The sequence below is a fragment of the Silvibacterium bohemicum genome, from assembly GCF_001006305.1.
GTDB lineage: Bacteria > Acidobacteriota > Terriglobia > Terriglobales > Acidobacteriaceae > Silvibacterium > Silvibacterium bohemicum.
Window position 1 is genome coordinate 560,845 of the sequence record NZ_LBHJ01000012.1, and the last position, 25,380, is coordinate 586,224.

Annotated in this window: 19 protein-coding genes; 12 read left to right on the forward strand and 7 right to left on the reverse strand. The window is 56.3% G+C overall.

All coding sequences use genetic code 11. From position 1 onward, the window contains the following. Window positions 1-6: 6 nt before the first annotated feature. The 5 genes from XX99_RS18670 to XX99_RS18690 all read left to right on the forward strand — a co-directional run bounded on the left by XX99_RS18670 (window position 7) and on the right by XX99_RS18690 (window position 6,334). Window positions 7-1,410 (forward strand): TolC family protein, encoded by a 1,404-nt coding sequence (locus XX99_RS18670; protein ID WP_184085074.1) that lies wholly within the window; start codon window positions 7-9, stop codon window positions 1,408-1,410. Window positions 1,411-1,454: 44 nt separating this feature from the next. Beyond that, the gene (locus tag XX99_RS18675) at window positions 1,455-1,709 is read left to right on the forward strand and encodes a YtcA family lipoprotein (protein WP_050060885.1); all 255 of its coding nucleotides are present in this window, start codon (window positions 1,455-1,457) and stop codon (window positions 1,707-1,709) included. Between the two features lie 13 nt (window positions 1,710-1,722). After that, window positions 1,723-2,946 carry an HlyD family efflux transporter periplasmic adaptor subunit gene (locus XX99_RS18680; RefSeq protein ID WP_050060886.1) on the forward strand — a complete coding sequence of 408 codons (1,224 nt, stop codon included), beginning with the start codon at window positions 1,723-1,725 and terminating at the stop codon, window positions 2,944-2,946. An 8-nt stretch (window positions 2,947-2,954) separates the two neighbouring features. After that, complete coding sequence (locus XX99_RS18685) at window positions 2,955-5,147, forward strand: FUSC family protein (protein ID WP_050060887.1); 2,193 nt, start codon at window positions 2,955-2,957, stop codon at window positions 5,145-5,147. Between the two features lie 503 nt (window positions 5,148-5,650). Further along, window positions 5,651-6,334: an RNA polymerase sigma factor gene (locus XX99_RS18690; RefSeq protein ID WP_050060888.1), complete on the forward strand. Its 684-nt coding sequence runs from the start codon at window positions 5,651-5,653 to the stop codon at window positions 6,332-6,334. Between the two features lie 118 nt (window positions 6,335-6,452). Here the strand turns inward: XX99_RS18690 and XX99_RS18695 are convergent, their stop codons facing one another. From XX99_RS18695 to XX99_RS18705, 3 genes are all read right to left on the reverse strand, one after another. Next, window positions 6,453-6,941: a RidA family protein gene (locus XX99_RS18695; protein ID WP_050060889.1), complete on the reverse strand. Its 489-nt coding sequence runs from the start codon at window positions 6,939-6,941 to the stop codon at window positions 6,453-6,455. Next, window positions 6,935-7,657, reverse strand: coding sequence for an SDR family NAD(P)-dependent oxidoreductase (locus tag XX99_RS18700; RefSeq protein WP_050061158.1), 723 nt, complete (start codon window positions 7,655-7,657; stop codon window positions 6,935-6,937). The genes XX99_RS18695 and XX99_RS18700 overlap by 7 nt, the downstream gene beginning before the upstream one ends. A gap of 171 nt (window positions 7,658-7,828) precedes the next feature. Then, entirely contained in the window at window positions 7,829-10,546 is a 2,718-nt protein-coding gene (locus XX99_RS18705) for a winged helix-turn-helix domain-containing protein (protein ID WP_184085080.1), read from the reverse strand. A gap of 219 nt (window positions 10,547-10,765) precedes the next feature. Between XX99_RS18705 and XX99_RS18710 the strand changes: the two genes are divergently transcribed. The 6 genes from XX99_RS18710 to XX99_RS18735 all read left to right on the forward strand — a co-directional run bounded on the left by XX99_RS18710 (window position 10,766) and on the right by XX99_RS18735 (window position 17,926). Further along, complete coding sequence (locus tag XX99_RS18710) at window positions 10,766-11,095, forward strand: hypothetical protein (RefSeq protein ID WP_050060891.1); 330 nt, start codon at window positions 10,766-10,768, stop codon at window positions 11,093-11,095. A 188-nt stretch (window positions 11,096-11,283) separates the two neighbouring features. Continuing rightward, the gene (locus XX99_RS18715) at window positions 11,284-15,378 is read left to right on the forward strand and encodes a choice-of-anchor D domain-containing protein (RefSeq protein WP_050060892.1); all 4,095 of its coding nucleotides are present in this window, start codon (window positions 11,284-11,286) and stop codon (window positions 15,376-15,378) included. Between the two features lie 10 nt (window positions 15,379-15,388). Further along, window positions 15,389-15,991, forward strand: coding sequence for an outer membrane protein (locus XX99_RS18720; protein WP_050060893.1), 603 nt, complete (start codon window positions 15,389-15,391; stop codon window positions 15,989-15,991). A 73-nt stretch (window positions 15,992-16,064) separates the two neighbouring features. Then, window positions 16,065-16,775, forward strand: a complete 711-nt coding sequence (locus XX99_RS18725; protein WP_050060894.1) for a hypothetical protein — start codon at window positions 16,065-16,067, stop codon at window positions 16,773-16,775. Window positions 16,776-16,861: 86 nt separating this feature from the next. Then, window positions 16,862-17,011 carry a hypothetical protein gene (locus XX99_RS18730; protein WP_156186071.1) on the forward strand — a complete coding sequence of 50 codons (150 nt, stop codon included), beginning with the start codon at window positions 16,862-16,864 and terminating at the stop codon, window positions 17,009-17,011. Between the two features lie 87 nt (window positions 17,012-17,098). Continuing rightward, window positions 17,099-17,926: a hypothetical protein gene (locus XX99_RS18735; RefSeq protein WP_050060896.1), complete on the forward strand. Its 828-nt coding sequence runs from the start codon at window positions 17,099-17,101 to the stop codon at window positions 17,924-17,926. A gap of 153 nt (window positions 17,927-18,079) precedes the next feature. Here XX99_RS18735 and XX99_RS18740 read toward each other — a convergent pair whose 3' ends face one another. After that, complete coding sequence (locus XX99_RS18740) at window positions 18,080-21,667, reverse strand: carboxypeptidase-like regulatory domain-containing protein (protein WP_050060897.1); 3,588 nt, start codon at window positions 21,665-21,667, stop codon at window positions 18,080-18,082. Between the two features lie 642 nt (window positions 21,668-22,309). Between XX99_RS18740 and XX99_RS18745 the strand changes: the two genes are divergently transcribed. Continuing rightward, window positions 22,310-22,795: a GNAT family N-acetyltransferase gene (locus XX99_RS18745; RefSeq protein WP_082125707.1), complete on the forward strand. Its 486-nt coding sequence runs from the start codon at window positions 22,310-22,312 to the stop codon at window positions 22,793-22,795. A gap of 42 nt (window positions 22,796-22,837) precedes the next feature. Here XX99_RS18745 and XX99_RS27790 read toward each other — a convergent pair whose 3' ends face one another. The 3 genes from XX99_RS27790 to XX99_RS18755 form a co-directional block, all read right to left on the reverse strand. Then, complete coding sequence (locus XX99_RS27790; protein WP_184085083.1) at window positions 22,838-23,014, reverse strand: hypothetical protein; 177 nt, start codon at window positions 23,012-23,014, stop codon at window positions 22,838-22,840. A gap of 218 nt (window positions 23,015-23,232) precedes the next feature. Further along, a complete protein-coding gene (locus XX99_RS18750) occupies window positions 23,233-23,928 on the reverse strand; it encodes a response regulator transcription factor (RefSeq protein ID WP_050060898.1) in 696 nt (231 codons plus the stop codon). Further along, on the reverse strand, window positions 23,925-25,364 hold the full coding sequence (locus XX99_RS18755) for a sensor histidine kinase (protein WP_156186072.1): 1,440 nt from the start codon (window positions 25,362-25,364) through the stop codon (window positions 23,925-23,927). Before XX99_RS18755 ends, XX99_RS18750 begins: the two co-directional genes overlap by 4 nt. Window positions 25,365-25,380 lie beyond the last annotated feature (16 nt).

The following is a 25,380-nucleotide window of genomic DNA, read 5'->3' on the forward strand; positions in this document are numbered from 1 at the left end:
GTGGCGATGACATATTTCCTCCAGATTGGAGCATGGGGTCAAAGGGCGCCGGCCACGCCGGATGTGCCTTGGCTGCCAGACCACCATTCATTGGAGCACTTCACGTCCGTCGTCAGCCCTCATGAAGCGTCGATCGATGGCGAGCACGTTTACGGCTTAGGGGAGCTGATCGACATTGCAGAATCGAACAGTCCCACGACGCAAGCAGCCTGGAATCGAGCTAAAGTGAATGCCGCATCGGTGGGAATCGCGAAAAGCGAACTGTATCCGACAATCATTGCCCTGACGTCTGGAAGAACCTATCTCAACCCACAACTCTTCAATCAGACATTTGTTTTGCAGGACTGGGGCATCTTTGATGCGGAGGTCCGCCTGGCTTACACGCTTGTGGACTTCGGTGGAAGACGAACGGAGATTACTGCGACTCAGGCACGACTCGTTGCGGCAAATCTGTCGTTCAACAATGAACATCTGATCCTTATCCGGCAAGTCAGTCAAGCCTATTTCAACCTGCTCAAGGCGAGAGGATTGCGGGAGGCCGCTGCCGTCTCCCTTCACGACGCGAAGGTGACAGAGGATGCCGCGCAACAGCGACGTAATAACGGGCTCGCTACGGTTCCGGAAGTGCTGGAGGCAAAGGCTGCGACTGCAAAAGCAGTCTATGATTTGCAGAGCGCGATCGGTGCAGAGCAGATTGAAGTGGGAAATCTTGCCAGGACTATCACCACGAATCCGGTGAAGCCGTTGAAGGTAGAACCACTCGATCAGCTAAGAATTCCAGACAGGCTGGATCTATCGGTCGAGGACGCCATAAGCACTGCGTTCAAAGACCGACCCGATCTGCAGGCCGACCAAGCCCGTGTGAGTGCGGCGCAGGCTGAAGTAAAACATGCGCGCACATCCTATTACCCATCGCTGACATTTGAAGGTTCGAAAGGTTGGATCCGCGGCTTCGGAGAGCAATACGGTTTTCCTGGCACCTATGCACACACTCCAACCTATGATGCAACGCTCGGTCTGAAATGGACGGTTTTCGATGGGCTCCGCCGCGAAAACAGTATCAGGCAGGCGAAGGCAGAAGAGAAAGTAGCGACCGAGGAAGTTCGCGATCGTCAAGACGAGATTACGAACGAAGTCTGGAATGACTACGCAGACGCAACGACAGCACTGGAGCAAAGGCAGGCGGCTGCAGCTTTGTTGGTCGCCTCGTCGGAATCGTACGCGGCGGCGCTGGAGTCGTATAAAGACGGCGTGCGCAACTTCCTTGATGTGCTGGCCGCGGAAAATGCCTTGGCACAAGCGCGGGCCATCGACGTTACCGCCCGCACTCAGGTGCTTCAGGCTTTCACCGATCTTGACTTCCGGACAGGCGACTTAATCACAAATCATCCGAAAGGCAAGCAGCCATGATCTCTAGTTGCCGATCAACTGATGTCTCGAGCAACCGTCGTCGAATGTGGAAAAGCTTTGTAACAAGCCTGTTTGTGACGACAATCTCCGGGTGCTCCGGGCCACCGACATTCAACATCCTGGGATCATATTTCCCGTCATGGCTTGCATGTTTCGGCATCGCGATTGGATTGACGTTCTTGGCTCATCTGCTGATCACGGCTAAGAAGCTCGCAGATCAGCTTTGGCCTCTATCGATCGTCTACACCGCGCTTCTATGTTTCTTTAGCTGCACACTTTGGATGGTCTTCTTCGAGTAACGAGGAAATTGCTTTGCAAATTTCAATTCCACAAAGATTTCGAAGCAAAGGATCGATCGTCAGCGCGTGCATCGTCGTCGCCGCACTCGTCTCTGCGGGATTGGTACTCCGCGGAGTAGCGCTGTATCCGCGAACTGATGACGCTGAAGTGACAGCCAACTTCATTGGTATAGCGCCTGTTGTTGAAGGCCCGGTCGTGCAACTGCCCATTCACGACAATGATTTCGTAAAAAAAGGCGACCTGCTGTATAAAATTGACGACCGACCCTATCTGTACGCTTTGCAGAACGCACTCGCTGCTCAAATGGAGCTCGAAGGCGAGATCGAGAATGAATCCCGTCGAATCTCCTCTCAGGTCAACAGCGTTGATGTGGCGAACGCAGGTGAGCAAAGCGCCCTGGCAAATGAGACCAGGGCCGCCGATGAAATTGAGATCGCGGAAGCGGCGATTGCGCGATCCGAAGCAGCACTCAAGCAGGCGCAGGCGGACGAAAATTATGCCATCGGCAATTTTCATCGTGTCCAGCCTCTCCTTGATAAGGGCTTCGTTACAGAGGACGACGTGCATAAAGCTCGTACGACAGCCGATGCAAAGACGGCAGCAGTGGATCAGGCGAAGTCTCAATTGCAGCTGGCAAAGGCGAGTTTGCTTTCTGCATCTGCTCAAAAGCAGCAAGCCGTCGCTCAGATTTCGCAGAGTCGGGCCGAAGTTAAAGAGTCCGCACATTCGGTTCTGGTTCTCGCGCCTTTGCTTGCGCAGCGCGAGCAAAGGGCTGCAGCGGTTCGGCTCGCCCAATATAACTACGAGCAATGCAGCGTGGTCGCGCCATTCGATGCCCGCGTTACTAACCTCACCACATCGGAGGGGCAATACGTAAATGTCGGCAAGCAGCTGTTCACCCTTATCGACAACCGGATCTGGTGGGTGCTTGCCAACTTTAGGGAGTCTCAAATTTCCCACACCCAACCTGGAACGCCTGTTGACGTGTTCCTCATGTCCGATTCAAGCAGGAAATATCACGGCATTGTCGAGAGCGCGAGCTTTGGTGTCACCCCAGATCCGGATGTGGTGGGTAAGCTTTCGGAGGGACTGCCGGATGCACAGCGGACGCTGAACTGGGTGCGTCTGGCGTCACGATACCCGGTACGTGTCAGGATCATTGACCCGCCACCCGGCATATTTCGCGTGGGCCAGGTCGCAGTTGTCGTGATGCGGCCTGGCCACAGAGATCGTTGAGGTCGACCATGACAACCCATCGCCGGTCGAAATCGCCGATTCGGGATCTTATCGAAATGTTGGGCGCCGAACTGGCATCGTATCCCGGCAGGCCGGCTCTGGTGGGGAGAATGGTTCTCGCCTGCACGAGCGTGATGCTGATTGCTATGGTCTTTCGACTTCCCGGTGCGATATTGGGCGCCGGTTTCCCGATATTGATTTCGAGAGAGAGTCTGAAAGCTACACGGAAGACTGCCTTTCAGATCGGCCTGACCTGTTCAATCGCAACTGCCGAAGTTATCGTAGGCGGGATGTTAACGGCCGGCTCGCCCTTTCTCCATGTGATGTGGGTTGTGGTGAGCCTTTTCGCGGCCTTTTATGTCATCAGCAAATTGAACTTTACGAGTCCATCTCTCACTGCCAGCGCAGTGATTGCGATAGGGATCGAGTTGTGGGATTATCCGGTCCCTGCTGAAGGACGCGTGGAACTCACGCTCTACATCTTGCTCTCGATTCTTATAGGATGTGTACTCTCTGTCGTAATTGAGAGTGTGTTCTCGAAGAAGAATCTGCCGGACGTCGTCCTCGATGGAATCTCTCGTCGCTTGAGTCTGGTGAGAACACTTTTAAACCAGGCCGCCGCGGCAGAATTTCCTTCCCCGGTGTTATCGATTCAGCTCGGTCGCTCTGCTTCTAGAGGTGTGGACGATTTACGGGAGCACCTTGCGAAGTCCAACTATGAAGCGAGCTTTCGCGACTTACTCGCGACCGTGATCGCTCTCACGAGACAACTGATAGAGCTGGCGTCGAATCTCGCTGAATCTGCTCCCAAGTTATCTGTTGAGGACCAGGAACGGTGTCGGGCGATCGCGCGAAATCTAGGTTTAATTTGTTCCAGTCTCGCGCGGAAAGAATCTCCGGAGTGGATTGACCTTCCTTTTGGGAGCTACGCGTCCAATCCGTTACTGACTGAGATTGAACGCACCACCGATTTAATCACCCAGAGCTGTTGCAATGAGAGTCTTCGTATCCACTGGAGCTTACCTTTAGTAGCAGCAGCTACGTCGGCGGCCGGGCCTGTTGCTGGCGTTGTCTCAAGTGAAGAGCACATCAAATTTGCGGTACGCGGAACGCTCTCTGCCTTCCTTTGCTATGTGTTCTATATGAGTACGGGCTGGATGGGGCTTGCCGGGCCGACGATCTTAACGTGCACCCTTACTGCTCGTCGACTGACTGGAGCGAGCCGGTATAGGCAGAACCTTCGATTTGTGGGCTTCATTCTGGGTGCAGGTGTTATTGGATTGGGAGCCGAAGTATTCATTCTTCCTCAGCTCAACACTCTCCCGCAGTATGCTCTTCTATTTGCGTCGGTCGTCTGGATTGGGTCCTGGGTAGCGACCTCCGGCCCGCGGATAGCATTCGCCGGCTTTCAGATAGTTCTGGCCTACAATCTGGTGAATCTCAATAAGTTCACGATTAACACCTCGCTTGTGCCTACTCGCGATACGGTTTTGGGGATCGTCTTGGGCGTTGTGGGAATGTGGATCGTGTTTGATCATCTCTGGGCGCAGACATCCAGTGAATCTGTCCGCGGTTTGCTCCTGCAGATGCTGCGCAGCATCGCGAACTTCAAGGTGATGCCGGTTGGGACGGCTCAAGAAGTGAATCAACGGTTGGCTGCAGAAAGTTCGAGGATCAACCGGGACTTCGACAAGCTGCGCGATCTTGCTGACATGTACGCTTTCGAATCCTTCCCGAAAAAGTTTCACGAAGGTTTAGTGAACCGGAACATCCGAACGCTCTTGCCGGAGTTGCGCGCGTTCTTGCTGTTGAAGACCGGACTTCTGCAGCACAGAGGCCTGGCGACAGCCGAGTCAGGGCGTATGCTCGGCCAGGAGGTCGAGGAGCGAGCCTCGAGTGTGCTTCATCGATTAGCGGATGCGATCGAAAGAGAAGCAGCTGATCAACTTTTATCGCGCGATGGGCGTATCGAGGAACTTCGCGCTGAGGTGTTAGTCGAGGAAGAAAAATCAAGAGATAAGGAAGACCTGCAGAAGTATACCGAGATGCGGTTGTGCGCTTCGCTCTTGGGCTTGGCTTCCGATATCGAGCGGCGAGCCGGCGTGAACTTCACGGTTGAAGCCAGCGCCGCACAGGAGATTGGAGCGTGGGCTGTGGGTCCGCTCGCTGCGACCCAAGAAAGCGCCCCTTCTGTTGACTGATGGCCCTTGGAGAGGCACACCGCATTGACAGCTGCGTTCAGATATCACGCTGGACCTGCTCAGTCTTGCTTCAGCGAGATCCCAAGGATAAGTGAGAGCTAAGTGGAGCGCAGAATAGGACGCCAGCATTTTCTTTGCGCGTCCAAACTACCCTTGTTCTCTATTGACTCTGCGGTTTGTACTGGCTGATACAAAGGTATCGATCGATACGTTTGTCCAATGGATCACCTTCAGGTCTTCTGGCTTAATCGCAGAGTAACGGATTGCTGGTTTTGCAAAAGTGACAAAATCGATCCTCTTCACAGAAGGCAGCACTATGATCTATGAGGGAATAACTTTATATAGACGGAAGCCGTTGTCGCCCGCGAGACGTAGTCTATTCGCCTCGATTGGCGCAGTTGCGTTTGGTGTGATTTTTTTCGTCTCTTACGGCTTCTCTAAAACAACATCGCAAGCCGGTCGAAAGATCTTAGATTCAGGTGTGGGCACTCGAGGAGTCAGCCATGAATCTTGCTGATGAAGTAGCGGAGATCAACATCGCCTCCCGGAACGACGAATCCCTGCGGCTTGAACGCCTCGTCACGGCTGCACAGTCGGGATCATCTGCCGCGTTTACCGAAATCAGGGAGATCTGTTCGCCGCGAATTTATCGAAAGGTATTTACCATTACCAAGAATCGCGAAGACGCCGAAGATGCCATGCAGGATGCGTTCCTGCGCGCGTACAAGGCGCTTCACACTTTCGAGGGAAGGTCGAGCTTCCGGTCGTGGTTCACCAGGATTGCGATCAATTCCGCGCTGATGATCCTGCGTAAACGGCGCAATCATCGCGAGGTTTCCTTCGACTTCCCGAATGAAATAGAGGGGATCGTCTCCAGTCTCGAATTCGAAGATGATAGCCCGAGCCCAGAGCACATCTGTGTTCATCGCCAGCGTTGCGATCGTGTGCTTCGATTGGTTGGGAAACTTCAACCGTGCCTGCGGCAGATCGTCGAGATGCAGATGATGCAGCATCGCACAATCAAGCAGATCGCTCATGAGTTAGAGATATCCGAAGCCGCCGTTAAATCCAGGTTGTACCGCGCCCGCTTAAGGCTGGCTCCGGCGCGTATGGCCGAGGGTGTGCGGCGGAATGCACTCTGCCGGAACATGCAGTTGGGCTCGGCTGGGAAGAAGTTCAAACGTTGAATGAAATCAAGACGGCGTGACAGCGGGAGCGCGCTCGCTCGCAGGAGAGGTCAATGCATGACCAATGGCAAGAGCACGATTGCCGCCGGCAAAAAAATTTAGCCTCTGCCGGTGAAAGCTAATCTGCAACCTCGAAAATAACTTCGAGCTCCACCGGCATTCCGAGAGGCAGACTCGCGACGCCGATAACGAGTCGAACAGATGCTTTCTCGATTCCGAAAATATCGCGAAAGAGGTCTGACACTGCGTCCGCGACTTTGGGCTGATCGAGGAAATCCCCGTGCGTGGCCATGAACACTCCCAGCCGGACGACGCGGGTGATCCTATCGAGTGAACCGAGATACTGCTTCGCCGTAGCGAGAGCACCAAGGGCCGCAGTGTAAACGGCATCCCGTCCCGCTTCGACATCAAGTTCTTTTCCAAGCCGTCCTAAATATTTAGGCTTATGATCGACGACCGGAAGCATGCCGCTCAGGAAGAGAAGCTTGCCGGTCTGTAACGCCTCAACGTATGTGCCGAAAGGCGTCGGAGCTGCAGGGAGCTGAATGCCGAGGTCCTGCAGCCGGCGTTCGGGGCCGTCCGGCTGTAGATCTTTACCGGCTACCATCGGCCCAGGTGCGCACCACTGTCCACGTGCAGCACCTCCCCCGTAACGAAATGAGCTTCGGTGAGGTAAACGACCGCGTCGGCAATGTCTTTCGACTCCGCGACCGTTCCCATGGCGGAAAGAGTCTTCATGAAGTCTTTCGGCGTATTGGTGTGAAGGGGAGTGTTAACAACGCCGGGGGAGACTGCGTTGAAACGGATATTACGCGTCGCATATTCGCTCGCGAGATTCCGAATCACCGCGTTGAGTCCTCCCTTGGTAATCATGGGGAGAGACGCGGTAACACCCGCGATGGGGTTGTCGACCAGGGATGATGTGATGGAGGTCACACTTCCGCCGGTGCCTTGCGACAGTATTTGCTTTACCGCCAGTTGTGTAATGAAGATAAATCCGTCGAGGTTCGTGGATACAAGCGCGTGAAATTCTTCCGCCGTGTAATCCGTGAAAGGCTTCACGGTGAAGATCCCGGCGTTGCAGATAACATGGTCGATCGAGCCGAACTTACCGATCGCGGCCTGCGCAATCTTCTCCGCTGTTGCCTGATGCCCGATGTCACCTTCGACCAGTGCGAGATTGGTTGACGGAGTGAGTGATGTGGTGGAAAAGCTGCGCGAGTTTCCAACCACATTGTAGCCGCGATCCAAAAATGCTCGCGCGGTGGCTGCGCCGATGCCTTGCGACGCCCCCGTTACGATCACCGTCTGCTTGCTTGGCATTTCGATCTCCTGTTGTCCCATCGTTCTGCTTTGCAGCCGGAAACGACCGGCATCTTCCATGAGACTATTTAGCCTGAAGCTGGGAGACGAATCTATTGGACCAAGGTATCGATCGATACTTTCGTATTACCGCGTAGTTTCATTCAGCAGAACAGTGAGACGTCTATCGGTTTAGCGGCCTTGCTGGATTAAGCCGCCGAATCCGGCCCTCTTGGCTTCCTGGATCAAGGATTGCAAGTGGCTTGAATTTTGAGGGGAAGGCGCAATCTTCGCATCAAGCTTAGCTAACATGATCTCTCCAGCTAGATTGGAGTACGCGAAGCCATGCCCCTTCGCCACAGTGATTTCGTCTTGTAGTATCCGTTTCGCTTCCGCGGTGTGGCCGAGGGATTGCTGCACGTCTGCATCGCCCAACAAGACATCAATATGCACATCCAGCGAGTCGCCTTTGCTGTCCAGCATCCTGGCTTTCGCCATTGCTTGCGCGCCTTCGTCTCGCGCGCCTTCCTGCACATCAAGCCGAGCCAATATTACTTCTGCATCGATCGTCTCGTCCGATTCATCCTGAAGCTTCGATAGCACCGCGGCCGCATGGCGCAGCTTCTCCATGAACTCGTTCCCAGGATTTTCCCGTCCGAGAGCGACCCACGCTTCATCGGAAACGAAGATGGCTTCGCCCACATCATCATGCGTTGGCTCGACAATGGCCAGGGCTTGTTGAAATAGAGCCCGCGCGTCGCTAACATCGCCGGCCCGGTACGCGACCCAGGCGCGGTCATCTCTGGAGCGGGCTTGTTGATAAATCTTAAAGTCCTGCGGGTTCTCTTTGTCCACTGATTCCTGGGCCTTGAGGGCCTCCACCTTTGCCTCACTGAGCCGTCCGGAGAGCAGCAGAGCGGCTGAGGCATAGTGGTGTCCTTCGTAGGCCGTGTGGTAATCGTCGCTGGTTCCGGTAATGTGACTGAGTTCGATCGATTCCCGTATTGCCTTTGCCAGTTCGCCCTGCGACAGATCCAGATGCGCCAGATTCTGGATTGTATCGACCTCTGCTTCCAGATTGCCGACCTGGTGGTCCAGGCGGCGGGCATCCTCATAGTCTGCTTCTGCTTGCTTCCAGTCGCCAACCTGCTGCGCCAACACTCCTAAGTTATTGGTGGCGGATTCTACCCCCTGGAGATCGCCGATAGCTTGAAAGGTCCTCTTCAATTGATTGCAGGCCGCCTGCGCGGGGGGCACTGGGCCGATATGCGAGAGAGCGAAGCACTCCCACCGGAGTGCCCGTCCATGAATAAAGAGGCCGCCCTGCCGGTCAGCGGTCGCGATAGCTTCTTTCAATCGCGCACGCGCCTTGTCATTGGCCTGAGGGTCGTCGATATACGCGTAAGCAGCACCCTCGATCCCATCGAGTTCGACGGTCTCGGCTGGCGTCAGCTGTAGTTTATGGAGCCGCTCGAGCGTATCCAGGGCATCCTTTTGCCTCCCGGCCGCGCTTTGCAGCGATGCCAATTTCAGGCCCCACTTCTCGTCGTCCGGATAAAAAGTGGAAAGCGACTTGTAGAGAGCGATGGCGCCCTCGTCATCTTGGGAAAAATGCTTGTAGTCAGCTTCGACGGCAAGACGCTCCGCCCGGGGCAACCCGGTTGCGAGTTTATAAGCTTCCGCCGCCTCCCTGCTCGCTCGCTCCATGAAGCCGAGATCGGACCAGACATCCGCCAGCCCAAGATGCGCCATGGCGAATTGGGGGTCGGCTTCGATTGCTCGCTCGAAGAAACTATGGGCACCGTGGGCGTCGAAGGCTCGCTCTCTTTCGAGGCCTTCCGCATAGAGGCGCAGGGCTTCCGTATTGTGTGACATGCCTGACAGCGCCTGCTCACCCTCCGCGCGCGAGCCACTTTGAGAGAAGTTCTTCCGAAGTTCCCCACCGGCCTGATCCACCAGCACGAAGAGTTCCCCCATCCGGCCCGTTTCAGAGAGAGAGGCCAGTTGTTTGCCCGAACGGGCATCCACTGCTTTAACCATGAGGCGAAGCTGCTGAGCTTGTCCCTCTCCGACTACTACATAAGAACCCTGGATCAACGTGTCTGCGCCCGTAGCCTGCCGCAAGCTCGCCCGCTTTGACTCGGAGTCGATCGGGCTGTCCTTGATCGCCAGATCCGACTGCGCGCGGGCGATCTCTTCGCTGGGGAGGACTCGCAGTTTGTCCCCGGCGCTCATTTCGCTGGCCAGCATCTCAGCGACCGCAGTCGAAAGCCACGCGTCCTCCGGGTGATTGCTCAAATCGCGAAAACCCAGCACGGCCACTGCCTGGCGGACGGGAGCCTCAGTTGAGCCCTTCAGCGGGACTATCGTTTCTGGGACCGGCACTTCACCCGAACGATTCATCCAGCGCTGGCGTCCTACCCCACCGGCGATTCCGACTGCCACCAGCAGGATGACCGCTGACGTCCAGACTCGCCTCCGCGTGGTCCAGGGGCTTCGTTCTTCGACCTGATCGTGGACGATCATGCGGGTTTCGGTTGCTTCCACGGTCAGCGAAGAAAAAGACTGAGCGGGCGATGGAGGCTGCGACTTCGGGGCGGCCTCGACTTCTGTGACCTCCGCGGCAAACTGATATCCACGGCCGGCCAGCGTCTTGATCGGACCGTCGCCTGCGGAGCCCAATACTTTGCGAAGCAGAAAGACATTCTGGCTGAGGTTGGATTCCTCAACCGTGGTCTCCGGCCAGACTGCGTCGAGCAGCTCGGTCTTCGGGAGCGGTCTTCCGGCGTTAGACACCATATAGGAGAGCAGATCGAAGGCTTTTCCGGGGATGGAGAGAACTTCTCCTCCGCGGCGAAGCTCACGCAGACGCCTGTCCAGCGTGAATTCTCCAAACTGCAAGCTGCTCATTTCCTTCAACATGATCGGCCCTGAGAACCCCTGAGAACGAATGAGACGGCTTAAAGACAGCACAGCGGCTTTGCGCCATTTTACGTGCAGGCCGAAAAAGCTCTGCAGGCCTGGAGCCATTATGCCCGCATGTAGCCAAAGATTCAGTAGCGAAACTGAACAGCAAGAAATTGTTGCGAAGAAGGCAGCTGCGATCTGCGTCAATCCCGGAGGATCGCGATGAAGCGAACCCGCCGTATCTCGATTGAGATCGAGCAGCGCAAGCTCACCTTCTCGCTCACGCGCGCCGCCACGCCGGAGCCTGCATCATGCACGGCCAGCGAAGGCAATTGCGCGGAGCCCGAATCAACCTTATGCACATCGGTCTGTTCGAACTGCGGCGCACCGTGGATCGAAGTGATGGGCCTCGACGGCGCCGACACAGACGCCATCTACCGCGCGCTTCTGCAACACGGCCTACATCTTCACGCCTCAGCGGCCGGCCCGTTAAGGATCTGCAGCAAGTCATTGGAAGAAATCCGCTTTGAAGAAACGAAGGAGAGCCTTTGATGCAACCGCCATTCCCACAAATGCGGAAGACCATCCCGCAAGCCGCCCCGGCGATGCCCGTCGCCCGCTGGGCCCAACTTGTAATTCGTTCCCTGGAAGGAAAACCCGACATGAAAGACCCACGCACTGAAATTTTCTCGATGAGCCGATCAATCCCTAGAGTGAGTCCTCGGCGGGATCGCGTACCGATGGGGCTGTGGTTTCTGGCCGTGCTGATCATGGCCGCCATGGCATCGTCTGCCCAGGCTCAAACGGGCACGGCAACCGTCGCCGCGATTCTCGGTCCCACCACGCCGACCTTCACTGATGAAGTAACCGCCACGGTTACAGTAAGCTCAGCCTCCGCTCCTGTACCCAGCGGGTCAATCACCTGGGATACCGACAGTGGTACTCAGTCGACCGCGCCGCTGGTGAACGGCGTGGCGCGGGTCGGGCTCAAGTTTTTCGCGCCCGGTGCGCACACCTTCGATTACTCCTACAGCGGAGACGGCACGTATGCGGCGGTTGCTCTACAGACGTCGAACTTCACCGTGGCCGACCGGGCGCTCAGCCTCTACGGCTCTGAGCATAGGCTGCAGATAACAGGGCCCAGCCAATACGACAACGTTGCGATCAACTCCAAAGACGACCTCATTGTTCCTGACCAGTTTCAGAACAAACTCTTCCGCATCGATCCTATGGGGAACACGACGGTCATTCCGACGACGGGTCTTAACACCCCTCTTAACGTAATCCTCGACAAGCAGGACAACATCTTCATCGCGGATAACGGCAACGCGCGCGTGGTGGAAATCACCGCGGCCGGGGCGCAGAGCGTGCTGCCGATCACCGGGCTCACCTCTGCGGTGTCGCTGGCTTTCGATCCCGCTTATCAATCGCTCTATGTGGTGGATCTGAGCGCAGGCACCATCGTGATCTACAACTTGGCAGCGCAGACGCAGACCTCATTTTCACCCGGCATCCCTGATCTCACCAGTGTCGCAGTCGATCCGGCAGGGATTGTGTATTACGCCCAGGGAGATAACATCGTCGACCAAGGACACCTGTACCGGCGCGACACCGTAGGGAACGTCACCGAGATTTTCACAGGACTTCCCAACATGGGCGGACTGTTCTTCGATGCGAAGGGGGACCTCTATATTGCGTCCTCTGGAATTTTCGTGCTCGATCCGCAGGGTCATCTTACTGAGCTCACGCCAACTGGGACTTATGCTTCGCCCTCAACACCAGCCACAGACAGCCGTGGGCGCATCTACATTCCCGTCGGCAATGCTATCGACGTATTTACGCCGGGAACCAGCGCGGATGCCGGCGCCGTCTATGCAGCGAATGTGACAGTGGATCCTGCCTATACCATCGCCCTCCAATATCAGAGCTTCGTAGATCTGGACTTCCAGGCTCCCTATCAACAATCGTTTACCTCGGTGACTGTGGCGAACGGTGCTCTACTCGGGCTGCCGAACTTCCCTCCGGAAACGGGCCTTACCAATAGCATAACTAGCGTCCCATTTCTTCTGCAGGCCTATTTCTTCAGCCAGCCAAACCTCCCGGGATACTGGTCGACCTCAGCGACAATCACCACGACAGGCGGCGCGACGCTGACCAGCCTGGTCTACGGCATCGGTGTGAACACCGAATTTGCCGTCACACCCGGCACTGTCACTCCAGGGGCGCTTGGCGTGTCGAGCGTCGGAGGCGTTGCTACGGATGGAAACGGCAACGTGTATGTTTCCGATACGGTTGCGAACCAGGTTCTGAAAGTATCCAGCAGCGCATCGGCGGCGGTTCCGTTCACGGGCTTGAATGCTCCCACGCAGCTTGCCGTAGACGGCTTAGGAGCGGTCTTCGTATTGGACAGTGGGTCCGCGCGCATTCTTCGCGTCGACGCACAGGGCAATCAGTCCGTAGCGTTCGATCTGAGTGCGCAAACTGCACTGACATCCCTCAGCGCTTTCGCCATGGATGGCGGCGACAACCTTTATATCGCCGGCCAGTCGGCTGGTGGGCAGGCGGCTATCTACCTCATCGACACTCTTGGAAATCAGCTTCCGCTGGCGCAGAACATTTCGCTGCCCGCGTCGCTTGCGTTTGATGGCTTCGGCAATCTCTACAGCACGGAGACGGCAGGCGGCAATCTTCGCCGCTACAACCAGGCAGGGAATCCAACGCTGGTGGCGACAGGACTTACACAGCCTTCCTCGATCGCGGTCGACCCCGGCGGTACGGCGTTTGTCACTGGACCCGCCGGCTCCGGAATCACCATCGTGCATCCTGACGGAACCACCACTCCCTATCCCTCAGCTGCGCTGGTTAACGCTTCAGCGGTAACGAGCGATGGCCAAGGAAATCTGGTGGTCGGCGATAACACGGGAAAGCAGATTTTTGGAGTATCCCGCGCCGAGGGACAGGCCTTCCTCTATGACTTCGGGAATGTCCCATTAGGAACTCCCGAGACCTACACCGGTATGTTGATGAACGCAGGCAACGCAGTCACCAGCGACTGGGGAATTACCGCGTCACATGATGAGACCGCGCTTGCTTCGAACCCCAATGAGTGCATTGGAACTACTCCCACCCCCAATACACCACTCCCCGCCGGCGGCTACTGCAACATGAGTATAACTTTTACCCCAACCTATCTCGGCGCCATGAACGATAGCTCCGGCACGGGTGACACCTATTACATCACCCAGCCGAGTACGTTTGGCATATATCTCGCACTTACCCTGACCGGCAGCGGCGCCACCCCGACGGGCGCGCCTACGCTTACGCCTAACCCTCTGAACTTCGGCAACGTCGCCGTCAACACCACCACCCGCGCACAGCAGATTACTCTTCAAAACAACAACAATACGGCCCTGACCATTTCCTCGATTGCCATCAGCGGGCCGAACGCTGCGCAATTCTCGCAGACCAACACCTGCGCTGGAACTACCTTACCTTCAAACATCGCCTGCGCCATTGAGGTCACCTTCACTCCCAACGCCGTTGGAGCGGCCACCGCCACTATCACCGTGACGGACAACGCAACCACGAGCACCTCCACTGTGACTATCGAAGGCACGGGTGTGGCTGGCGCTGGTCAACCCTCGGTTCGCCTCTCGCCTGCGACGAATACCTTCCCCACAACAGCCTTCGGATCGTCAAGCGCCGCACAAACCCTCATCGTCTCGAACAGCGGCAGCGCGGCAGCGACTATCTCCTCCATCACACTCGGCGGTGCGAGTGCGACGTCGTTTGCACTCACCAACGGATGCGGAGCAACGCTGGCCGTCAATGCAAGCTGCAACCTGAGCGTCGTCTTCACTCCAACAGCTGCCGGTCAGACATTCAATGCAGCAGTCTCGGTGGCAAGCAACGATCAATATAGTCCGGCAACAGCGACACTCAGCGGGACCAGCCCTGCCGCCACTACACCGGGCGCACCGATCGCCACACTGACTCCGGCATCGCTGACCTATTCGGCGACAATGGGAACCACAACCGCAGCGCAGATCGCGACGCTGACCAACAGCGGCACGGCTACGCTCAACATCTCCGGCATCACGATCACTGGATCCAACGCATCGGAGTTCGCCATCAGCGCGAATACGTGCGGCGCGACGCTGGCGGTAGGTGCGAGCTGCGCTATCTCCGCCACGTTCTCTCCAGATTCTGCAGCGAGCTTTACCGCTGCGATCTCTGTAGCCGACGACGCGGCCGGCTCTCCGCAAAGTAGCACCATCACTGGGACGGGAACTGCCGCAGCCGCGGCCGCAGATTTCGTAGTCGACGTCACTCCTCCAACGCAGACCGTCGCTTCAGGGAGCTCCGCGATGTATCCCGTGAATGTGACATCGACGGGCGGCAGCTTCACAAATGCGATCTCACTGACGGCCAGCGGTTTGCCACCCGGCGCTACGGCAACGTTCTCTCCAGCATCGATCACGCCGGGGGCTGCCGGCGCGCAATCCATGATGACCGTACAGACAGCAGCTCAGCAAACTGCGAGCAGTCGAGAATCCTCGAGATGGCCGCTCACCGCACCGGTCTTTGCTGCTGTGCTGTTGCTCATCCCCGGATGGCGTGCACGCCGTCGCTGGAACGCAAAGGTGACGCGCGCCTTCTTCACCGGTGCGGGATGTCTGCTCTTCCTGCTCGGCATGATGGCGACGATCACCGGATGTGGCGCGGGCTTCGCTATGCCGCAGTCGCAGAGCGGTTCGAACACCTACACCATCACGGTGACCGGAACGAGCGGCTCCGTTCAACACAACACGACCGTTCAGATCACAGTGAGGTAAGCGAGAAGCCATGAAACTATCTATTACTATTTCGTTCCTGATCGCGCTGATCGCAGCTCCCGCTCTGGCGCAAACTCAACCTGCTGCGATTGCCTCGCAGAACCAAACCGAAGTCGCAGGCGAATACACATACGCCCGTTCCAATGCACCGCCCGGAGGATGCGGATGCTTCTCGCTCAACGGCGGAAGCGGCTCTATCGCTCAGCCTCTCGGCTCAGCGTACTACGCCTTCGTTTTTGATACGACGGTCGTTCATGCCTCCGGCATTAGCTCTGGCAATTACGACCTGACACTGTCGGTCTTCACTGCCGGTTTTCGTATTCGTCCGATGCCGCGCGCACGATGGAATCCTTTTGGCCAACTGCTGGTCGGCGCCGAACACGCGAGCGGCAGTCTGGTGGAGGGAGCGACACCGGCAGCCACCGATCCAGCCATAGTCTTCGCCATGAATGTCGGCGGAGGCCTCGATCGAAAGTTCAACGGTCATTGGTCGCTGCGGGTAGTGGAAGCCGATTACCTGATGACCCAGTCGAGCAATCGCGTGAACGACCTCCAAAACAATCTGCGTATCAGCTCAGGTCTCATTTATCGCTTCGGAGAGCGGGCGCGATGACTGCACGATTTTGCGGATCGCTTCAAACGTCTGTAATCGACAATGCCGTTTCCATCGAGAAAGGAGTCTCGCGATGGCCACTCTAGTAACGTCGTGGCGGAAGATCCGCGCCGATGACATCTTTTTTCCCGTGATGGCGCTGCTCATTCTTGCCGTGGTCGTCATCGGCTTCGCGCAGAGCTATTTTCTTCCGGGGATGGTATTAGCCAAGCTGCCGAACAGGTTGGTTCATATTCACGGAGCGCTCTTTGTCGGCTGGATATTTCTCCTGCTCATGCAGACGTCTCTGGTGGCCGCGCGCAAAGTAAAACTGCACATGACGCTCGGCATGCTAGGTGTCATTCTGCTTCCGCTCATGGTCACTTTCGGAGTGCTCACATTGTTTGACTCAATACGCCGCAACGGCACGGGCATACCGGCGGAATTGATTCTGGTGGGCGACCTCGAAGAGCTGGCCATCTTCGCGGGGCTCACCGTATGGGCCTTGCTCGCTCGCCGCAAGGCCGCATCGCACAAACGCCTCATGATCCTGGGCACCATGGCCATCATGGGACCGGCCATCAACCGCTGGCCTTTTCCCCCTGATCTCCGCATGCCCGGGACCATTGGTGTTTATGCCGTTCTGCCGCTGCTGGTAATCGCTTACGATCTCTGGTCGCTGCGGCGCATTCATCGCGACACGGCGATTGCTTCCGCCATCATCATCGTCGCCATGCTCACTATGCTCCCGGTGGCCAGCATGGGGTTTTGGCAGCAGATCGTTGCATGGATCCGCCACCCATGAGAACCCGACCAAACCACCGGCATCGTGGAGAAGCAGATCAGGTCCCGATGACCTGTCCAAACGAAGGCTCACATCAGGAGTTGTTCATGTCTGAAAAAATGCTGGCCGTCATTCTTACCGTTGTCTTCATCGCGAGCCTTGTTGCGTGGGTGCCGATGTCGAACTACGCCTGTCGCTCCTGCGAACGTGTTCTCGCAAAGCGTCGTTCCCGAAGCAACATTCCAAGCAGCGAATGAGAGCGTCACCTGACTCTCCCCCACAACGCAAGTCCAGCCGCGCCCAGGAGCACATCGTCCGTGCGCTCAAGTATAGGAGACATTCGAATGACCAAGATATTCAGCTCTCAATCTCTACCATCCGCTACGAAGTTGAAAGGCTTTTCGCGTTTAGCCGTTCATCGCGCATCTTCCAAGCTTCTTATCGTTTTCGCCGCCTTCACCATGACCGCTTCAGCCCAGACACGCACTGACTTCACTGTCGACTTCACCAACTGCTCGGAGTTTGCGGGCGAGGGGCCCATTTCGCTGGCAGCTGCGGCACCGCTGGTACCGAAAGGTTTCGCAGTCGCCGGAGCCGAGAGCGGCGCCGCGAACATCGTGATCCGCGCAACCAACTGCGCTTCGGTCAAGGTAAACAGCCGCAATCCGCAGCCCACTACGATTTCACAGATCGGCATCAACATCGTTCCTCCGGATGGAACCGGAGACATCAACAACTACACACTCGTCTATGTGAGCGATAATCCTTATCTTATTGAAGCCTTCCTGGCTGCAGGTCTTCCCGCACGCTTTGACTCGCAGCTCACCTACGAATACACAGCTCCACCGAATGGTAACGGCAACCTGTATGTTGCGGCCGGAGCCTGGGATCTGACCCCATACTTCATCTATGGCCCTGAGGCCGCGCCGCCGCCGAACTCCGCCGAGCCATTTTTAGCCAACTGGTGGTACGCTCCGCGCGGCGATTCGAAAATGCTCCAGCAGACGCTTCTGCCGAACATCAGCTTTGGCACCTCGTCAGTCACGTTCTATACGTCGGCCGATTCTCTGCTTGGTAAGCTGATCGGCGGCAATACGTTCAGTAACTTTTCGGTGCTGGCGTTGCGTGGTGTCTATCCATCGGGGCATATGGATGTGACAACCTCGCGCTAGCGGCCGCAGAGCAAATGCGCGCGGAGTCTGTTCGGACCACGCGCGCATCGATCCGTTCACAGTTTCTGAGAAAGGGTATGCTCTACGATGTTCTTTTCCTGCAGCCAGGTAGTCATCGATTTCTACCCCTGAATCTCCCGAGTCAGCGACTCGCTAGAAATAGAATTTTCCACCGAGTTGAATAGCTCGCCCTGGTTGCGGATCGCCGCTAGTGTTGACAGGCTGGTCGACCGAGTTGATTGATCCGAAGACCGGCGATCCCGCGCCAAAGTTGCCGTTGGGATTTGCAAAGTTGGCGTGATTAAACGCGTTGTATGCTTCCAGCCGCAGCTGAATATAGCGCGGACTATCTGCTCCACCCACCGGCACATTTTTGTAGATCTCAAAATTAGAGTAGTTGAAGCCTGGGCCGTGGAAGAAGTTGCGCTTTACATTCCCGAAGGTGCCAATCGGCTCCTGTGAAAACGTAGCTGGGTTGAACCAATAGTTGCCAGCGTGCCGGGGATTCTCCGTTTTGATGCGAAATGTCGACGTGTTGGGAACGTCCGGGCAATTGACGAAGCTGAATTGGTCGCAGTAGAGCGAGTTATACACTCCTGCGTCATAGATTGTGACGGGGAATCCCTTCTGCAGCGCAGTAATGCCGGAGAAGTGCCATCCCCCCAATACCGAGCGTGCGTATGTATTTCCAGAGAAATTGTGCAGCATCGGTATTTCGTAGTTATAAAGCGCTACAAAGCGTTGACGCGCATCGTAGGCCGAATCACCATAGCTCAGATGTTCGAAGCCGGGAACGTAATTAGTGCCGTAGCCGTTGGCCACGGAATCTTCCAGGCTGGAGGCGTTATCCAGCGCGTGGCTGTAGGTATACGCAAGAGCAAAGTACAGCCCATGTGTGGGAGTCTTCGCGAGAGAGATCTGCAGCGAGTCATAGCTGGACGAGCCGTTGGTGAACATGCCGCCAATGGACAGGTAATAAGGGAGACCATTGGGGAAGAGTCCAGGGACCTGCGATCCTGGAACCACCGCCGGCTGTGTCTTATCGCCGGGAAAGTAGAGCGATTGCGCATTGGCCAGCTGCACGCATGAGAATGTGTTGCCGCCGAGCACAATCGGCGCGCCGGTTCCCGTTCCGCTCAAGCAGGCGTCATGCCCCGCCACAGTTGTCCGGTTGCCCTCGCCAGCGCGCATCAGCTTCCTGCCAAGGGAGCCGACATAGCCGACGGTGAGCACCATGTTGCTAGGCAACGATCGCTGCACATTGAGGTTGAAGTTATAAGTGTAAGGAACATCGAAGGCAGCGGTCAGATTGTCCATCTCCAGCGGATAGAGCGAAGAGAAGTTTACGTTCGCGCCAGGCGCCGGGACCGTGTAGGGGAATGGGTTCGCTGGATAGGACGCGCCTGGTGTCCCGGCGATGTCGTGAAACGGGTTTGCAAAGCTGGGACTGCCTCCCAGTCCTGCTGCTCCCAGGCTATTCAGAGAAAATGGAGCATCGTTCGAATTCTCCTGCATTCCCTCACTTTGCGGCCGGTTCCAATAAACCCCGAAGCCCCCGCGAACGACGAGCGAATGTTGGCTTGGGGCGCCGGTGAGTGCGCCCAATCCGCTATTGGGAGACCATGCAAATCCGGCGCGCGGCGAAAAATGGTTCCAGTGTGTTGTCGGGCTGCCATTCCTGTTGCATCCCGGGTCGCCCGGGTACAGCAATCCCGGAGGAGCGCCTGGAAATACTTTGGACTGGGCGTTGTTGGGCAGCCAGCAGGTTACACCGACGCCTCCATATTGAAGATTCTCGAACGGGGTCTCTACGTCATACCCGATGCCGTAGGCCAACGTCAGCGTGTCGGAAACCCGCCAATGGTCCTGTGCGTACGCATAATATTGCCAAGCTCTCACATCGACAAAGTATCCCGATCCCTGATTGTAGGTAGCTGGGACGCCGAGCAGAAAATCCGCTGCAGGATCGCCGGAGCTGTAGGTGCTGGATCCAACGAAGCTGAATGCCCCGCTGTTGTTGGAATAGTATGGATTGCTGAAAACGAAGCGCTCTACATTAGCTCCGAATTTCAAGCTGTGACTTCCGGCCACCTTGCTGAAATTGTCGAAGTAGTTGTAATTCTCGTCCTTGCGGGGCTGCGGTCCGTTGGTGCTGAAACCCAGCGCGAAATATCCATTCACGTTAATGAAGGGAAGCGTGGCGGCAGCTGCATCCTGCGGAGCGATATTGAATCCGAACGAGGAAGGCGCAGCGAGCGTAGAGGCTGCTGGCTCCAGTTCCGCAAAGTTGTAGCGGAAGTATCCGGCGCGCAGTTCGTTCAATGTGGTGCTGTTGAAAATGTGTGTCCACGATGCGTTGAAGATCTTGATGTGCGATGAGTTGTCCGCCGCGAAGCCAGGCAGATTGGCTCCCGTACCTGTCGATTCAGTTGAAGGCAATGGCAAAGTATTTGTGCTGGGGTTCGAATCGAAAATAGTCGAAGCCCAAAGAGCATCTTTCGACGTCAGTTGATCGTCGATGCGGATAATGCCTTGATCGTCGCCGGCGGTGTTCGGAGCATTGAAGTTGTAGTAGTTAATGCCGCCGCTTACGAAGTTAGGTTGGGGAACATACTTGTTGAGCAGGCTCGTCGAGATTGAATTGAAGTTCGAGGTGGGAATTTGTCCGTTCGGAAAGCATTTGTTCCATGGCGTTCCTGCCGCGCAAAATCCTGCCGGCCCTTGTAGTCCGGTAGGAAATGGAATTGGATTGCTCGACAAGCCGCCATCGGCAGAAAAGTTTCCGCCTCTCTGGGCGCTGCTGAATACCTGCGTGAGTTGTGTTTGCGCTGTGCGATTTCTCAGGCCTTGATAGGCCAGAAAGAAGAATGCACGGTCCCGGCGAATTGCTCCACCCAGCGTTCCTCCGAAAACATTCTGATGAAAGACTGGCCGGGTGGCCGAGAAGTAGTTGCCATTATTTAGAAACGTGTCCCGATAGAATTCGAAGCCGCTTCCATGAAGTTGATTTGTGCCACTTTTCAAGGCCTCGTCGACGATGGCGCCGGAGTTGCGGCTGAACTGTGGATCAAGAGTGCTGGAGATGATGTTGATTTCCGCCAGCGCATCGGGATTCACTGTAATGCCGGGCTGATTCAGAAGAATATCGTTGATGTCCGTACCGTCCAGCAGATAGGAATTCTCTTGCGTCTGGCTTCCATTTGTCGAGAAAGTGCCCTCACGGTCGTTCGCTTCTACGACGCCCGGTGCGGTCTTCTGCAGCTGCACAGCATCGCGGCCGAGGGTCGGCAACTCTTCGAGTTCGGCGGCTCCAACCACATTTTTCAGCTGTATATCGGCGGTTTCCACCTGAATCGCCGCGGAGTTGACCTGAATCGTTTGCGAGGATGTGCCGACCTGCAGCTTGGCTTCGATCTCCCGAGCAGAGCTCAAGTCCAGCATGATGCCCGTCGCGACGAACTTCTGAAATCCATCTTTACTGATGGTCACCGTGTAAGGGCCGCCAATATGGAGATCGGGGAAAATAAAATAGCCTTTGCTGTCGGTCTTCTGCGCGCTCGCAATACTTGTGCTCGTATTGACGACTGCCACCGACGCATTTGGTAGGACTGCGCCTGTGGAATCGGTGACGGTGCCGTGAATCGACGCGGTGGTGGCCTGTGCCTGCAATCGAACCGTGCCAAGGAGAACTTCCGCGATCAGCAACAAGCATAGGGTGAGGAATGGGATACGGAACTTCATGTGGTCTCCAAAAAGTCGTTCAATATGTCACCGGGCCACGGTCTCCCAAAAGCTGGGAACCGCGAGCACGGAAGTTCGAGGGGAAGGCACACAGCTGCCGCTGACAACGCCTACAAAACCACGCCGGTACATGGCCGGCGCGAAGAGCCGCTCCGAGGGGGATTGAGCGGACGTTTGCTATCGCTACGGTCGTAAGGCAGTCGGAGCGGAATCATTTCATACATGTGCCCAAAAATTTTCAAAACAGGCGCGAGCCATCTTCGCGGAATCCCGGAAGTCGTGCATCACCCATAAGGTGGGGATTTGTCTCACGCTTAGGGCCGATCTAGCTCAAATTTATCGAGGGGGTGAATGGCAGAAGCGGAATCGGCGGCTTATACGGCAGGACTGCTCGTCCCCGCCGCGCTCGGTCCGCATCCTTCACGTTGTGCAGCTGCGACGGAGTAGTGTTTTCCGACCTTACTCTTTCTTTATATGTTTGCGTGTCTACTAGAGAAATAGGTGAGGGCCTGCCCCGCCTTAAACAAAGTGGGCACATGCAACCCAATCCACTGCGAGACGACTTCGGATCCTTCCCCTCTAGGATCTGAACTCGACACCATTGGCGACCGGAGCGTCGCTCCTCGCGTGTCGAAATGCCTGGTGCGTCCTTCTGCCTCGGCAGACATCCCTGATATCACCGCTATCTATGCGAACTTCGTCGCTACGACTACAGCGACATTTGAACTCGTGGCTCCGGACGCGGCAGAAATGTTGAGAAGACGACAGGCCGTTCTGGATCACGGTCTGCCGTTTTTAGTTGCAGAGCTCGAGGGTTATATTGTGGGCTTTTGCTATGCGTCGCAATTTCGCCCGCGCGAAGGATATCGTTTCACGGTCGAGGACTCGATCTATGTGCGCCCGGATTGTATCGGGCACGGAGTCGGCAAGGTGCTGCTAGCGGAGCTGATTGCACAATGCCAGGCGTTGGGCTGCCACTCCATGGTGGCCTGCATCTGCGGAGTTAACGTCTCCTCTGTGGCTCTCCACGCATCGCTCGGCTTTCAACAGGTTGGTTTACTCGCGGAGGCGGGAATTAAGTTCGGAGAATGGCTGCGTCTCCTGATCATGCAGCGTGCGCTGGAGTAATGCGCGACGAGTAAGCATGGCGGCCGGGAATACCGGCCGGCTTTAACAGCGTGTCAGCGACACAACCAGGCAGCTGAAGAAGATAGCCGCAATAGTTCCTAACGGAACGAGGACTGCCTGCTGCATGGAATACTCTGGACGATACCCCCTGAACCCGTCCTCGGCGCGAGCATTGGAGCCGAAGATGGTTGCGTTCTTTTTCGCTTCGTTATACTTCATCGTGTTTTCCTGTAAAGCCTACGTCTCTTTGCGTGGAGTCAAGATTCGTTGAACATGCTGTCGAGCCGTCTTCGTCGGTAATAGTTATCGTGCTCGGAATGAGTTCGCGAATTAACTCCACGCGGGTTCAATACCGACAATGCTAAGTAAAGCAGGTGGTTCATCAAGATGACACAAAGGAAGCATAAGAGGCTTATCCTTGTGCTTTCCTTGGTGCGCTAGGGATCGCGGAAACGGTAGCCGACATAACTATCCGTGAGCAGGTATGTCGGATGAGCGGGATCATCTTCCAGCTTCCGCCGCAATTGGCTGACATAGGTTCGCAGGTATTCGCGTTCGCCGGCGTATTCGGCGCCCCAGACAAGGGCCAGCAATCGGTGATGCATTAATGGGCGTCCTGCGTGCTGCATGAGAGTATGCAGCAGTTCAAATTCCGTCGGCGTCATGCGAATGTCTTTCCCTCTTTTTGCGACGCGACGCGCAGATGGATCGAGGGTCACTTCGCCAATAGTGATAGTTCGATCTGGGGAGTCAGTGCTTGCCCTGAAGCGCCGGATCGCCGAGCGAAGACGCGCGCTCAGTTCGAGAAACTGGAAAGGCTTGGTGATATAGTCGTCTGCTCCGGCATCTAGAGCCTCAACCTTATCCCTTTCCTCATCTCGCACTGTAAGCATGAGAATTGGGACGAGTGGATGCGTCAGGCGTATGCGGCGGCATGTTTCCATGCCGCCGATACCCGGCATGTTTACATCGAGCAGGATCGTCTCGCACTCACTCTGATTCAGCGCAAGAAAGGCGTCTTCGCCGCAGGCTGCCTCGCTTGTACGAAATCCCACCCCTTCGAGCGTCTCTCGCAGGCTCTCACGCAACGCGACATCGTCTTCAACTATCAGTACTGACCCCAAAGTTGTCATGCATGTTCCTCCGTGTAAGCCGGGATCGCGACGACAAAAGTTGTCCCGCCCAGCACATCGCTTTCGATAGAGATTTTTCCGCCATGCGCTTCTATCGCTTTTTTTGCGACTGATAAACCTAGGCCGGTTCCGGGGGCTCGATGCTCCACAGATGGGCTTCGATAGAAACGCGTGAACACCTTATTCCGCTCCGAGAGGGGGATGTAGGAGCCCTGATTGTGAATCCGCAAAATAGCCTGTAAGCCGGAACGGTCGGCAGAAATGCGGACGAGCGAATCCTGAATCCCATACTTGGCGGCATTGTCCAGGATTTGGACGAGCGCCAGATTGAGCAATTGGGGATCACATCGAACCGTGTTGGCCTCTGGCGTAATGGAGATATCGACGCGGCGGGCCTTGAGTTGAGTTGCACACTCATCCAGCACTCCCTGGATGAGAGGCCGCAATTCGACGACTTTCTCGCGAACTACGACCTGGGCTGGATCCAGTTGCGATGTGCGCAGCAGCCGCGTTGTGAGCTGACTCAGGCGAGTAGCTTCCCGCTCGATGAGATTCACAAGCCTGGTCTGTCGAGCATTCAGCTCTTGGGCGGCCAGCAATCCGGAACTGGCAATTGTGATGGTGGCGAGTGGCGTCTTGAATGCATGAGCGAGCCCATCCAGCAATGCGGAGCGCAGCTGTTCCGATTGCCGCTCCGCTTCCACATTCAGCTCAACTCCCAGGGATCTCGTTCGTTCGATCGCCATAGCGGTAATCGAGGCAATCGAGTTAATGCTTAAAGAATCGATCGAGTGTCCATGCAGCATCAACGCACCAACGGCGCGAGTCCCAAAGAACAAAACACGGAACGAAGTTCGATTCGAGACATCGTCATAATTGCGCTCGCTAAAATAAACGGCCTTGGTCGCGTCTTCCGCGCCAGGGGTTTCGCCAGAGCTCGAGAACGTATCTTCGTATGCATTCCACAAAGCGACACCATGGAGAGGAAAAGTGGCCTTGATCAGAGCACAGAGCTGCTTTTCTGGAGATTGCTTCCAATCGAGGAGCAGCAGGTCGCGACAGAGCTCACCAAGTGCCTTTTGCTCGGTGCTTTGCCTTTCCAGCATCAGTTGATGCCGGCGCGCGCGATGGGAGAGGCGGCTCACTATGAGTGATACGCCCTCAAAAGTGCCCAGAGCGGTCCAGTTTTCAGGGCGGTCCACACGAAAACTCATCAACGGTGGAGCGAAGTAATACTCAAGGCAGAGTGTGGCCACCACCGACACGATGCTTGCTTCCGCAAATCCTGCATTGTGGGCTATCGCCAGGGTGACGAAAAGATATACCGAAATAGTGGCCGCAAGGTTTAGGTGATGGTTCGCAACCATGCCAAAGCCAATGAAGAAGGCCGAAGCAGCAAGAACCAACAACGTCGAGCGGATGCGTATACGGAGCAACGCGTATCTTCCTCTC

Excerpts from the sequence above, each read along its gene's own strand:
- XX99_RS18670 (WP_184085074.1), top strand. The coding sequence starts at position 7 with ATGACATATTTCCTCCAGATTGGAGCATGGGGTCAAAGGGCGCCGGCC.
- XX99_RS18675 (WP_050060885.1), top strand. The coding sequence starts at position 1,455 with ATGTGGAAAAGCTTTGTAACAAGCCTGTTTGTGACGACAATCTCCGGG.
- XX99_RS18685 (WP_050060887.1), top strand. The coding sequence starts at position 2,955 with ATGACAACCCATCGCCGGTCGAAATCGCCGATTCGGGATCTTATCGAA.
- XX99_RS18690 (WP_050060888.1), top strand. The coding sequence starts at position 5,651 with ATGAATCTTGCTGATGAAGTAGCGGAGATCAACATCGCCTCCCGGAAC.
- XX99_RS18695 (WP_050060889.1), bottom strand. The coding sequence starts at position 6,941 with ATGGTAGCCGGTAAAGATCTACAGCCGGACGGCCCCGAACGCCGGCTG.
- XX99_RS18700 (WP_050061158.1), bottom strand. The coding sequence starts at position 7,657 with ATGCCAAGCAAGCAGACGGTGATCGTAACGGGGGCGTCGCAAGGCATC.
- XX99_RS18705 (WP_184085080.1), bottom strand. The coding sequence starts at position 10,546 with ATGAGCAGCTTGCAGTTTGGAGAATTCACGCTGGACAGGCGTCTGCGT.
- XX99_RS18710 (WP_050060891.1), top strand. The coding sequence starts at position 10,766 with ATGAAGCGAACCCGCCGTATCTCGATTGAGATCGAGCAGCGCAAGCTC.
- XX99_RS18715 (WP_050060892.1), top strand. The coding sequence starts at position 11,284 with ATGGGGCTGTGGTTTCTGGCCGTGCTGATCATGGCCGCCATGGCATCG.
- XX99_RS18720 (WP_050060893.1), top strand. The coding sequence starts at position 15,389 with ATGAAACTATCTATTACTATTTCGTTCCTGATCGCGCTGATCGCAGCT.
- XX99_RS18725 (WP_050060894.1), top strand. The coding sequence starts at position 16,065 with ATGGCCACTCTAGTAACGTCGTGGCGGAAGATCCGCGCCGATGACATC.
- XX99_RS18730 (WP_156186071.1), top strand. The coding sequence starts at position 16,862 with ATGTCTGAAAAAATGCTGGCCGTCATTCTTACCGTTGTCTTCATCGCG.
- XX99_RS18735 (WP_050060896.1), top strand. The coding sequence starts at position 17,099 with ATGACCAAGATATTCAGCTCTCAATCTCTACCATCCGCTACGAAGTTG.
- XX99_RS18740 (WP_050060897.1), bottom strand. The coding sequence starts at position 21,667 with ATGAAGTTCCGTATCCCATTCCTCACCCTATGCTTGTTGCTGATCGCG.
- XX99_RS27790 (WP_184085083.1), bottom strand. The coding sequence starts at position 23,014 with ATGAAGTATAACGAAGCGAAAAAGAACGCAACCATCTTCGGCTCCAAT.
- XX99_RS18750 (WP_050060898.1), bottom strand. The coding sequence starts at position 23,928 with ATGACAACTTTGGGGTCAGTACTGATAGTTGAAGACGATGTCGCGTTG.